The organism is Francisella halioticida, assembly GCF_002211785.1.
Taxonomy (GTDB): Bacteria; Pseudomonadota; Gammaproteobacteria; order Francisellales; family Francisellaceae; genus Francisella; species Francisella halioticida.
Genome location: NZ_CP022132.1, coordinates 75,935 through 87,278 on the forward strand (window position 1 = coordinate 75,935; position 11,344 = coordinate 87,278).

An 11,344-nucleotide genomic window follows, 5' to 3' on the forward strand; every position below is an offset into this window, starting at 1 on the left:
CTAATTCGTCTCATTTTTAAATACATTAAGTAAGTATGGATATTTCTTGTGTTGCTTATTAATGACAGTTGTCTTTTTTTTAGGATACAATGCCTTAATACCCATGAATTCCATAGCACTTTTGATTAGCTTCCTTCCAACTAGAAATCCTAATCTATTTAGCAACTTTACTAGCCTTCTCGTACCATAATATGGATGTTTAGTATGTATCAAATCTATTGCATTTAATAGTTTAATATCATCATTACTACTAAATTTTGATATTGGTGTATAATAGTACACACTCTTAGATACAGATAATAGTTTAAGCTGATTATTTAAAGATAATTCTAGCTTAGTATCTACAGAGTTTACTCTATCATTTGATGATACCAAGCTTTTTAGCTTTCCCATTAAAAAATCCCTCTCTACTATTACCTCGACTAGTTTTTTACTTGTTGCATCTTTATCTTTTCTAAGCTCATCTATTTCCTGCTTATACTCCTTAACAACAGAGCTTTTATCAAATGCTAAGCAAGCATTAGATAAAAATTGCTGCTTCCAATTGTGCACGTTTTTAGGAAGTAAATCATACTTACTTGCTATCTCATTAACTGTCATATCGCCTTCTAGCAATTCTATAATTACTTTAGCTTTAAAATCAGCTGTATACGTTACTCTTTTTTTACTCATTTATCTATTTCCTAATTTATCTAGTTAAGTTTAACATCTAGGAATAAAAATCTTTCTAAAATCAGTAGCTTTTTCTGGGGACATTATAATGGCCAGTGAGTTTTTCATTAGTTATGAATTATGATTTTTTTACTGATGATAGAATACTTTTATAAACGGTAGGGGAGCTAGAGCCATGAGTTTCTTCAAAAATTTCTTTAACTAAACCGATATCTTTACAATAAACTTCTTGGCTCTGTGTCTTAATTGTTTGCTTCTTTATTTTCATATTTGAGTTAGCGTTAAGTTCAATACAATTTTTATAGTTTGTACCATTTACATTTATTTCTGGAATTTGTTTAGTAAACTCATAAGAGTTTGTAAATTCGCCATTTGCGTTTGAGCCATTATCACTTCTTACTTTACTAAGTTTAATATTTGCAGGAAGTAATAAAGTTTCTTTTTTTGATTTTGGATATTTAATATAAACGGCGCCGTTTTCTTTTATATGATATGCATAGTCAGATTCTGAACCATCTATTTTTTTGTTAGAAGGGTCTTTTATTTTACTGACATATTTACATAAAGTTTTGTCATTGTTACAGTTTTTTATAGTTGTTTCTATTAAAAAAATATCATTATCGCCTGCGTCAATCCTTTGATAAGTATAGGTTGTTCCTGTCTGAGTTAAGATATAATCGCTTCCTTTTAGTTCAGAACTATAGCCAAGAGATATAGAAACAACAATCGTAGTGTATATAAAAATATGTTTTTTCATATTGGTTTTTCCCTGATTTATCTAAGTTTGACTTTACCATATTTGAGATGAAATCTGTATTTATAACTAAATAATTGATCAGTAATATTTGCTTGATAAGTTAAATTTATAAGATAATCTTACTTATAAGTTATTCCTAAGATAGGCATTGTGGATATGACAAATGGGTTGACAATATTACTCTATTTGAGAGAATTAAAGCATATTGTAACGTTGGTTTAGATAGTTTATCAGCTTTTAGTTGTACGCTGATGCTTTAAACATTTTATGCTTAAGGTATTTGGGTATGTGTTTGCTTATAGTTTATCTAATAGGGATAGTAAAATGATAAAAAGATATGATGTGTCAGAAATTTCAAAAATATGGGCAGATGAAAATAAATATCGTAAGATGCTTGAGGTTGAACTGGCTATTTTAGAAGCTTTAGAAGATAAAATGGTTCCTAAGGGGACAGCTGCCGAGATTCGCTCTAAAGCAGAAATTAGATCGGGAAGGATTGATGAGATTGAAAAGGTTACAAAGCATGATATTATTGCGTTTTGTACTTCAATTGCAGAACAATTTACAGCTGAGACTGGTAAGTTCTTCCACTTTGGTGTGACATCATCAGATATTATTGATTCGGCTCTAAGTTTACAGGTTTGTGAGTCTCTTGAGTTTGTTGTTAAAGACTTAGAAGCATTATGTGATTCGTTATTAGTAAAAGCACAAGAAACAAAAGAAATTATTACTATGGGAAGAAGCCACGGTATGTTTGCTGAACCAATGAGCTTTGGTCAGAAATTCTTAGGAGCATATGTTGAGTTCAAACGTAGACTGAAAGATCTTAAAGAGTTTCAAAAAGATGGGCTTACTGTACAATTCTCCGGAGCAGTTGGTAACTATTGCATTCTAACTACAGAAGATGAGAAAAGAGCAGCAGATATTTTAGGATTACCCGTTGAAGAAGTTTCTACTCAAGTTATCCCTAGAGATAGAATAGCTAAGTTAATCTCTATTCATGGGCTTATAGCCTCTGCTATTGAGAGATTAGCTGTTGAGATTAGACATCTACATAGAAGCGATGTTTTTGAAGTGTATGAAGGTTTTTCTAAGGGACAGAAAGGCTCATCAACTATGCCACATAAAAAAAACCCAATCTCTACAGAGAACTTGACAGGTATGGCAAGAATGCTTAGGTCGCATGTATCTGTAGCACTAGAAAATTGTGTATTATGGCATGAAAGAGACATTTCACATTCTTCAGCTGAACGTTTTTATCTTCCAGATAACTTCGGTATAATGGTTTATGCATTACGAAGAATGAAAAATACAATTGATAACCTTGTGGTTCAAAAAGATATTATTGAAGATAGGGTTAGAAGCACTAGTGCATATTTATCAAGCTTCTATTTGCATTTTTTAGTGGCGAATACTCGATTTATGCGTGAAGATTGTTATAAAATTGTTCAACAAGTTGCCTTTGATCTTAAACCAGGAGAATCTTTCTCTAAGAATTTACAGAAAGTTATGCAGAATGAGCATACTATTATTATTGATGTTCCTGAGATGGATTTTGAAGGCATCAAAAAAACTTATCTAAAAGAAATAGATAATGTATTTGAAAGAAGTATAAAGTAGCTATAATAGCGACAGATTTCATCATTTTTAATTGGAGTAATTATTGTTTACAAGTTTGTAAAGCTAGGTTTAATTCAGGGTAGATTAAATCTATTGTAAATTTAAGTACGTGAATGATAAAATTTTTAAATCTGATTTTTTTTATCTAACTGTATATAGATATATTTGTCAATAGGCATTGAAAATTGACCCCTAGAGGCACCGAATTTTTGCCCCCCCTAGAGGACCTAAAATGACTGATTTTTAGTCAGCCAAAATCATCTGTTTTATTTCCTATTTTTAAGTCTAAAACTATCATTGCCAGTTTCAATAATTTCACAGTTAAAAGTTAAACGATCTAGCATAGCTGAAGTCATCTTCTTATCACTAAAAATCTGTGTCCATTCTCCAAAAGATAAATTTGAAGTTATAATCAAAGATACATTTTCATGTAACTTACTCAGAAGGTGGAATAATAAAGCTCCTTCAGACTTTGAGAAAGGTAAATAGCCCAATTCATCTAAAACAATCACATCCATTGATTTTAACTTTTCCGCAAGCTTTCCCGAGTTATTGTTTAACTTCTGCTGCTCTAATTGGTTAACCAAATCAACGATATTGTGAAATCTTGCTTTCCTACCTAATTTGACTATTTCTCTAGCAATGGCTATAGCTGTATGAGTCTTACAGTGCCAGTACCACCAACTAAAATGGCTGTTTTTTTATCCATTTTTATCATCTTAATTTAAGCCCTATATTTATAAAAAATGTAGGGTAGTTTACCACCTCAGGGGGGGCATTTTTCGGTGCTTATTTACCCCTAAAAGGGGTCATTTTTGCATGCTTATTCACAAAATGACTACAAATGATGTGGTTTTAGCAACTGGATATAATCAATTTGAAAAGCATTTTATTATGCTTAATAAAAATTTTAAAAAACTGCATTTTAGTAACTTCAATTATTTAAGTCAAGATAACCATAACTTAATATTTAAATATCAAATAAATGGAAAATATAATAACGACGCTAATTTTAGAATTATTGAAATAGCATACTTTAACTTTGATAGTAAGTGCCGCATAAATAGCTGGAATGAAGTTGTTGCTACAAGCAAACCTTTTGATATCAATAAAATAAAAGTTAAAAATTAATAAATATTAATTAACAGAAATTCTTTTATATTTAATCTTTGTAATAGCATCATACTTATCGCCAAGACGACGTTTCTTATCTTCGATATAAGCATCATAGTTACCCTCAAACCAAACTATTTCACTATTACCTTCAAAAGCAAGCATATGCGTAGCCACACGGTTTAGGAACCATCTATCATGTGAGATAACCATAATACAACCAGGGAAAGCTAAAATAGCTTCCTCAAGTGCTCTTAAGGTCTCTACATCAAGATCATTAGTAGGTTCATCAAGTAAGATAACGTTACCACCACTTCTAAGCAGTTTAGCTAAATGAACACGATTTCTCTCACCACCAGATAGCTGAGAAATATATTTCTGTTGACTTGAACCTTTGAAGTTAAATCTACCGACATACTGACGAGATGGGATAGTATATTTACCAACTGTAATCACATCTAAACCATCAGCAATCTCTTCCCAAACTGTTTTGTTATCATCTAAAGCATCACGTGATTGATCTACATACGCTAGATTCACAGTTTCACCAAGCTCTATATTACCACTATCAGAAGTCTCTTGTCCTGTAATCATTTTAAAGTATGTCGACTTACCTGCACCATTAGCACCAATTATACCAACGATAGATCCAGCTGGAACATCCATATTTAAATGATCAATAAGTAGCTTATCATCAAATGATTTAATAAGATCTTTAGCCTTGATAACATTGTTACCTAGTCTTTCTCCTGGTGGAATATATAACTCTTGGGTTTCATTACGCTTTTGGAACTCTTGTGAGCTTAATTCATCAAACTTAGCAAGCCTTGCTTTTGATTTGGCTTGACGACCCTTGGTATTTTGACGAACCCACTCTAACTCTTCTTTAAGTGCCTTTTGATGTGAAGATTCGCGTTTTTCTTCCATTTCTAGACGTTTTTGTTTTTGCTCTAACCATTCTGTATAGTTACCTTTAAATGGAATGCCTTCACCACGGTCTAATTCTAGAATCCACTCAGCTACATTATCTAAGAAATATCTATCATGCGTGACAGCCACAACAGTGCCTTTGTACTCTGCCAAAAATTTCTCAAGCCATGCTACAGACTCAGCATCCAAGTGATTAGTAGGCTCATCTAAAAGTAATATATCTGGAGCTGATAATAGTAGTTTACATAAAGCAACCCTACGAGCCTCACCACCAGATAATTTTGTAACATCTGTATCCCAAGCAGGTAGACGTAGAGCTTCTGCAGCAACATCTAGTTTACGCTCTATTTCCCAAGCACCAGCTGCATCTATAGCATTTTGTAACTCACCTTGCTCTTCAAGAAGTTTTGCCATTTCATCATCAGACATTGGCTCACAGAATTTCATACTGATTTCATCAAATCTAGTAAGCATATCTTTTAAATGCGAAAGAGCCTCTTCAACGTTACCACGCACATCTTTGGTTTCATCAAGCTTTGGTTCTTGTGGAAGATAACCTATTTTTACACCTTTACGAGATGCAGCTTCACCAACAATTTCAGTATCAAGACCAGCCATAATTTTGAGCAGTGTTGATTTACCAGAACCATTAAGACCTAGCACACCAATTTTTGCACCATCAAAAAATGATAATGAAATATCTTTTAAGATATATTTGTTAGGTGGCACAACCTTACCAACCCTATGCATTGAATATATATATTTTTCAGCCATGAAAGTTATTTTTGGAATTTTAAGATAAAGAAATTATATCAGATATATCATATGACTCTACAATATAAAGCCTAAGAAAACAAAAATATACCAAAGATATATTGTTACAGCAGTGCTTATAAATAAGTTTATTTGTAGACAATTTTAATTAAATATTGAAATCTTAATACTATATAATATTCTTTAACATACTAACTGATCTACCCCGTCAATTTGGGACAGTTTACTACTTCATTTTCCATTATATATTCAAATTGATATGGAGTCATATAATTTATTGTAGAATGTCTCCTTTTTGTATTATAGTAAGCTTCAATATATTCAAATATTGATAGTTTAGCTTCTTCTCTAGTTTTATAGCTTTCATCATGTACTAACTCTACTTTTAAAGTTCCAAAGAAACTTTCACAAGCAGCATTATCGTAACAGCATCCTTTAGAGCTCATACTTGATAGTAGCCAGTGTTCTTTAATAATGTCTTGATATTGTTTGCTACAAGTACTGTGACCCTTTATCAGAGTGTATAATCACACCACTAGGAAAATTTCTTCTAAAGAATGCCATATTTAAAGCATTACAAACTAAATCCGTTTTCATCCTAGAATCCATTGCCCAACCAATAACTGATCTTAAGAATAAATCTATAATCACACAAAGATACAGCCACCCCTCTTGTGTAGGTACATAAGTTATATCTGTAACCCACCTATGATTTACAGATAAAGCAGTGAAGTTTTGTTCTAATAAATTATCATAAACATGTTTGTTGTGGTTAGAATCTGTAGTTTTCTTATGCTTACGAGCCGCTTTAGCATGTAAACCAAGTAATTTCATACGTTTAGATACTCTAGGTTGAGTAACTTTCCAACCCATATCTTTAAGCTCTTTGTATATCCTAACACTTCCATATCTAGATTTATGTTCATTAAAATAGCATCATCTAGTTCAGCATTGCCTTTTACCTATAGGTTTATGAATCCATCTGTAATATGAAGATGTGCTCACATTCAAAGATTTACATAGTGTTGTTACTGGCATAACTTTATAATGCTCCTTAATAAAGGCGTACCTTACAGATTTTGCTTTGCAAAGTACGCTGCTGCCTTTTTTAGTATTTCACGCTCTGTTTCTGCCTGTTTGAGTTTTTTCTTCAAATCAGTATTTTCAAAAGATAGTTGCTGGTACTGCGTTTTATAATCTATCTTTATTTCTTTCTGAGGGTTTGACATGGCTTTGGATATCCAACTGCAAATGGTTTTATATTTAACCCCTAAGTTATCTGCTATTTCTCGTCTATTTGCATCTGGTTGTAAACATAATTTAACAGCTTCATCTTTAAACTCTTTTGTATATCTCATCTTGTCTCCTTTTCTTAACACCTAAGTGTCCCAAATAGGAGGGTATGATCAGTTCGTAAGCTTGGGATTATCTGATAGAAAAGCGATGATTGATCCTAAGCATAAATTATCTGTTGTAAAACAAAGTTTCTTATTAGAAGTTTCTAGAGCTGGTTTATATTACAAGCCTGTGGTTAACGAACATAAAGAAGAAGTAAAAGCAAAGCTTATACAGATACATGAGGAGATTCCCTGCTACGGCTATATAAAAGCTCATAAGCAATTAATAGAAGATGGGTTTAGCATCTGTGAGAACACAGTACAAAAGTATCGTAAAGAGTTAGGCATCAAAGCTATATTGGCGGTGAAAAAACCAAACTTAAACTTATCTGAACCTAACAAAGAGCATGCTATTTATAGTTACAAACTAAAAGGTTTAAGCATATTGAGACCTAATCAAGTTTGGTCTACAGATATTACATATATTAAGACTGATGCTGGCACAGTTTATATGGCAGCTATTATTGATTGGTACTCTAAGGCTGTACTAAGTTGGGAGATATCCAACACTATGGATAGTAGTTTAGTTATGAAAGTTTTAAATGAAGCTCTGTATAAATATGGAGTACCAGAAATATTTAACACTGATCAAGGTAGCCAGTACACATCTAACATTCATATCCAAACATTATTGGATAAAAAAATTACTATATCTATGGATGGTAAAGGTAGAGCAACTGATAACATTTGCATCGAAAGATTTTGGAGAAGTGCTAAATGTGAGAGATTTTATTTAAATCAATATCCTGGCATTGTTGAACTAAGAAACGATGTGGATGATTATATAGATTTTTATAATAATAGAAGATTTCATGAGTCTATCAATTATAAAAAACCTATGGAATTTTATTACGATAACTTATTGGAAAAACGGGCGGCTTAGATGGGAACTAAATAATTGAAAATATTGTTTAATTTATTGGGGTAGTATAAGATGCAACAAGTAAAAAACTAGTCGAGGTAATAGTAGAGAGGGATTTTTTAATGGGAAAGCTAAAAAGCTTGGTATCATCAAATGATAGAGTAAACTCTGTAGATACTAAGCTAGAATTATCTTTAAATAATCAGCTTAAACTATTATCTGTATCTAAGAGTGTGTACTATTATACACCAATATCAAAATTTAGTAGTAATGATGATATTAGACTATTAAATGCAATAGATTTGATACATACTAAACATCCATATTATGGTACGAGAAGGCTAGTAAAGTTGCTAAATAGATTAGGATTTCTAGTTGGAAGGAAGCTAATCAAAAGTGCTATGGAATTCATGGGTATTAAGGCATTGTATCCTAAAAAAAAGAGAACTGTCATTAATAAGCAACACAAGAAATATCCATACTTACTTAATGTATTTAAAAATGAGACGAATCAGGTTGTTATAGATAAAGCTAATAAGGTATGGAGTGCTGATATCACGTATATTAGACTAGAATGTAGGTATGCATATTTAGTAGCCATAATAGATTGGCATAGCAAGAAAACACTAGCTTGGAAGATTTCTAATACTATGGATACACATCTAACAACTAGTGTGTTAAAAGAAGCGTTATTTAAATATGGTAAACCTGATATCTTTAACTCTGATCAAGGAACTCAATATACAGCAAAAGAGCATATTAAAATATTATCTGATAATAAAATAAATATATCTATGGATGCTAAAGGAAGATCTATAGATAATATTGCAATTGAGAGATTTTGGAGAACACTGAAATATGAAAATGTTTATCCTGCATCATATATAACTATGAAAGAGGCTAAAGTAGGTATCAAAGAATATATTGATATTTACAACAATGAAAGACTACATTCTAGTATTGGATATATGACTCCTGATGAAGTATATTCTGGTATTTTAGATGCTGCATAAAAGCAAGGAATAAAAATATTTTATAAAGTGGTATTGAATAACAGGGACAGTTTAAAATTATATGACTCCATATCAATTTGAATATATAATGGAAAATGAAGTAGTAAACTGTCCCAAATTGACGGGGTAGATCATTTTTTCATACCAATTATTTATGGCATCATCCGTTAGCCATATATTTATACAACCTCTATTTATTAATGTCAGGCCAATTTGTAATTTTATATTTTTAAAACTGATTGATTCTAATTCTTTGACTTAGTTTTGACAACATATTTATAATTTTAGGGGTTAAGAAACAAAGCCTAATGAGACAATAAAACTTGATGAAACAATAATTTGGTGGAGGCGGCGGGATTTGAACCCGCGTCCATAAACTCTCTATCTTTAGATCTACATGCTTAGATTATCTTATTTAATATTTAGCTTAGCTTTTCCCCAGATAATCAGGGTAAAAGTTAGCGAGTCTGATAAATACAGTCATTTACTTCCAGACTTAAAACAAACAACCGTCTTATGTAAAAGATGAACAGGTGTAAATATACCTTCACAAGAAAAGATATAATACCTGTGCGTTTCTAGGTTATTAAGCTAGACTAGGCAGCTTTAGCAACAGCAACAAAGTTGCTGTCGTTAGCCGCTACGCGGTTTGCTTTTTTATTGCCAGTTATTATCGGCATTGTACTGTTATTTACGAGGTTACTGTACTTCCTCGACATGCACCTTGGACTTTGACATTCATGTCGAAACCATATTCGCCCCCATTAGGGTAGATACAATTTATCTCTTATTTGTATAAATGTCAAATTTATATAATTAATTATAATCAAATGTATATGGCTGAAGAAAGAGTTGTGACTCCTATGGCAAAGATGAAAATATTAGTAGCTAGGTATTTGACCTTCATAGTGTTAGGCATAATAAATAATAGCTAAAATAAGATAGTTGAAGATCATATTTAAAATATTGGGATTTAAGTATGCGACAAACCAACATAATAAAAACACAATAGTTAGAGTTATTGGTTTTATATTTTCTTATTTTACAAGACTATATCATCGATGTCTTCTTTTGATCCTGGATAATGCTACTAAAGCTATTAGAGGAGCTCTATGTGTTCTAGAGAGTAGTGGAAATTATATAAATATATGATTTTAAAAAATAATTAATAGACTCTAATATAAAATTGTATCCTTTTAAAATACAGATAAAAAGTAACAAATTATTCTTGAGATTTAGATAGTAAGTAAAGTAATGACATTCTAATAGGTATACTATATTTGATTTGCTCAAAATATTTAGCACAGCTAAGTTCATCTATAGATCTATCCATCTCATCAACTCTTGGTAAAGGATGAAGGATTATAAAATTACTTTTATCTGAAATATGTTTTCTATTAAGATAGCAAAGATCTTTGTTTTTTAGATAGCTTTCTTCATTAGGAAACCTCTCTCTTTGTACTCTAGTGACATAAAGTACATCTAGATCTTCTAGAACTTTAGTGTTTACTTCTTCTAATTCACTAAAAGAGTTGCCATTTTCCTTAACAAAATATTTTAGTTTTTCGGGTATTTGTAGCTCTTTTGAAGATATGAATTTAAATGAAGCATTATATTTAGCAAGAATATTTGTCAGAGAGTGGACGGTACGGCCATATTTCAAATCTCCAATAAACCCTATTTTTAGATTATCAAGAGAGCCTTTTTCAGAATAAACAGTATATAAATCAACCAGAGATTGAGTAGGGTGTTCATGATCTCCATCTCCAGCATTTATAACAGGAGATTTTACATATTTTGAGAACTCTTCTACACTATGAGGCTTAGGATGACGTATAACAATAATATCTGCATATTGATCCATCATTTTGCCTGTATCATCAAGAGTTTCACCTTTTTGAGTAGAAGAGCTTGAAGCACCATTTTCTAGTGATATAATTTTTCCTCCAAGTCTGCTCATCGCTGATTCAAATGAAAATCTTGTCCTCGTACTTGGTTCAAAAAATAAAGATGCTAAGATTTTACCTTCCAGGTCTTTTATAGACTCAGATTTGGAGAGTTTATTTTTGTAAACATCTGCTTGATAAAATAAATTAGATAAGTCATATTTGTTTATTTGGTCACCGCGTAGAAGTTTTTGAAATGATAGCATTTTAATTCCTCAATATTGATGTCATGTTCAATTTATCTCAACATCTTACGGTAG

The 11,344-nt window shown here is 31.5% G+C and carries 12 protein-coding genes and 1 other RNA gene; 4 read left to right on the forward strand and 9 right to left on the reverse strand.

What is annotated here, in order from left to right; translation table 11 throughout:
• A complete protein-coding gene (locus CDV26_RS12755) occupies window positions 1-672 on the reverse strand; it encodes an IS3 family transposase (RefSeq protein ID WP_245806469.1) in 672 nt (223 codons plus the stop codon).
• Window positions 673-790: 118 nt separating this feature from the next.
• The gene (locus CDV26_RS00435; RefSeq protein WP_088771621.1) at window positions 791-1,429 is read right to left on the reverse strand and encodes a hypothetical protein; all 639 of its coding nucleotides are present in this window, start codon (window positions 1,427-1,429) and stop codon (window positions 791-793) included.
• Window positions 1,430-1,753: 324 nt separating this feature from the next.
• Between CDV26_RS00435 and purB the strand changes: the two genes are divergently transcribed.
• Window positions 1,754-3,049, forward strand: coding sequence for an adenylosuccinate lyase (gene purB / locus CDV26_RS00440; protein WP_088773412.1), 1,296 nt, complete (start codon window positions 1,754-1,756; stop codon window positions 3,047-3,049).
• Window positions 3,050-3,315: 266 nt separating this feature from the next.
• On the opposite strand, the gene CDV26_RS00445 is transcribed toward purB, so the two are convergent.
• Entirely contained in the window at window positions 3,316-3,699 is a 384-nt protein-coding gene (locus CDV26_RS00445; RefSeq protein ID WP_088771622.1) for an ATP-binding protein, read from the reverse strand.
• Between the two features lie 169 nt (window positions 3,700-3,868).
• Between CDV26_RS00445 and CDV26_RS00450 the strand changes: the two genes are divergently transcribed.
• A complete protein-coding gene (locus CDV26_RS00450) occupies window positions 3,869-4,180 on the forward strand; it encodes a hypothetical protein (protein WP_088771623.1) in 312 nt (103 codons plus the stop codon).
• Between the two features lie 6 nt (window positions 4,181-4,186).
• On the opposite strand, the gene ettA is transcribed toward CDV26_RS00450, so the two are convergent.
• From ettA to CDV26_RS00470, 4 genes are all read right to left on the reverse strand, one after another.
• Complete coding sequence (gene ettA / locus CDV26_RS00455) at window positions 4,187-5,866, reverse strand: energy-dependent translational throttle protein EttA (protein WP_088771624.1); 1,680 nt, start codon at window positions 5,864-5,866, stop codon at window positions 4,187-4,189.
• A gap of 200 nt (window positions 5,867-6,066) precedes the next feature.
• Window positions 6,067-6,312: an IS3 family transposase gene (locus CDV26_RS00460; protein WP_088771625.1), complete on the reverse strand. Its 246-nt coding sequence runs from the start codon at window positions 6,310-6,312 to the stop codon at window positions 6,067-6,069.
• 46 nt (window positions 6,313-6,358) lie between these two features.
• On the reverse strand, window positions 6,359-6,739 hold the full coding sequence (locus tag CDV26_RS00465) for a DDE-type integrase/transposase/recombinase (protein WP_088771626.1): 381 nt from the start codon (window positions 6,737-6,739) through the stop codon (window positions 6,359-6,361).
• Between the two features lie 197 nt (window positions 6,740-6,936).
• The gene (locus CDV26_RS00470; protein ID WP_157671285.1) at window positions 6,937-7,245 is read right to left on the reverse strand and encodes a transposase; all 309 of its coding nucleotides are present in this window, start codon (window positions 7,243-7,245) and stop codon (window positions 6,937-6,939) included.
• Between the two features lie 4 nt (window positions 7,246-7,249).
• Here CDV26_RS00470 and CDV26_RS00475 point away from each other — a divergent pair, with 4 nt between their 5' ends.
• Together CDV26_RS00475 and CDV26_RS00480 are read left to right on the forward strand one after the other, a co-directional pair.
• Window positions 7,250-8,146, forward strand: a complete 897-nt coding sequence (locus CDV26_RS00475) for an IS3 family transposase (RefSeq protein ID WP_157671288.1) — start codon at window positions 7,250-7,252, stop codon at window positions 8,144-8,146.
• Between the two features lie 101 nt (window positions 8,147-8,247).
• On the forward strand, window positions 8,248-9,138 hold the full coding sequence (locus CDV26_RS00480; protein ID WP_088771629.1) for an IS3 family transposase: 891 nt from the start codon (window positions 8,248-8,250) through the stop codon (window positions 9,136-9,138).
• A gap of 340 nt (window positions 9,139-9,478) precedes the next feature.
• Here CDV26_RS00480 and ssrA read toward each other — a convergent pair.
• Both ssrA and pyrB read right to left on the reverse strand, forming a co-directional pair.
• Window positions 9,479-9,901: a transfer-messenger RNA gene (ssrA, locus tag CDV26_RS00485) on the reverse strand.
• A gap of 459 nt (window positions 9,902-10,360) precedes the next feature.
• Window positions 10,361-11,290 carry an aspartate carbamoyltransferase gene (pyrB, locus tag CDV26_RS00490; protein WP_088771630.1) on the reverse strand — a complete coding sequence of 310 codons (930 nt, stop codon included), beginning with the start codon at window positions 11,288-11,290 and terminating at the stop codon, window positions 10,361-10,363.
• Window positions 11,291-11,344 lie beyond the last annotated feature (54 nt).

Coding starts and splice junctions, on each gene's coding strand:
- CDV26_RS12755 (WP_245806469.1), bottom strand. CDS start 672: ATGAGTAAAAAAAGAGTAACGTATACAGCTGATTTTAAAGCTAAAGTA.
- CDV26_RS00435 (WP_088771621.1), bottom strand. CDS start 1,429: ATGAAAAAACATATTTTTATATACACTACGATTGTTGTTTCTATATCT.
- purB (WP_088773412.1), top strand. CDS start 1,754: ATGATAAAAAGATATGATGTGTCAGAAATTTCAAAAATATGGGCAGAT.
- CDV26_RS00450 (WP_088771623.1), top strand. CDS start 3,869: ATGCTTATTCACAAAATGACTACAAATGATGTGGTTTTAGCAACTGGA.
- ettA (WP_088771624.1), bottom strand. CDS start 5,866: ATGGCTGAAAAATATATATATTCAATGCATAGGGTTGGTAAGGTTGTG.
- CDV26_RS00460 (WP_088771625.1), bottom strand. CDS start 6,312: ATGAGCTCTAAAGGATGCTGTTACGATAATGCTGCTTGTGAAAGTTTC.
- CDV26_RS00465 (WP_088771626.1), bottom strand. CDS start 6,739: ATGGGTTGGAAAGTTACTCAACCTAGAGTATCTAAACGTATGAAATTA.
- CDV26_RS00480 (WP_088771629.1), top strand. CDS start 8,248: ATGGGAAAGCTAAAAAGCTTGGTATCATCAAATGATAGAGTAAACTCT.
- pyrB (WP_088771630.1), bottom strand. CDS start 11,290: ATGCTATCATTTCAAAAACTTCTACGCGGTGACCAAATAAACAAATAT.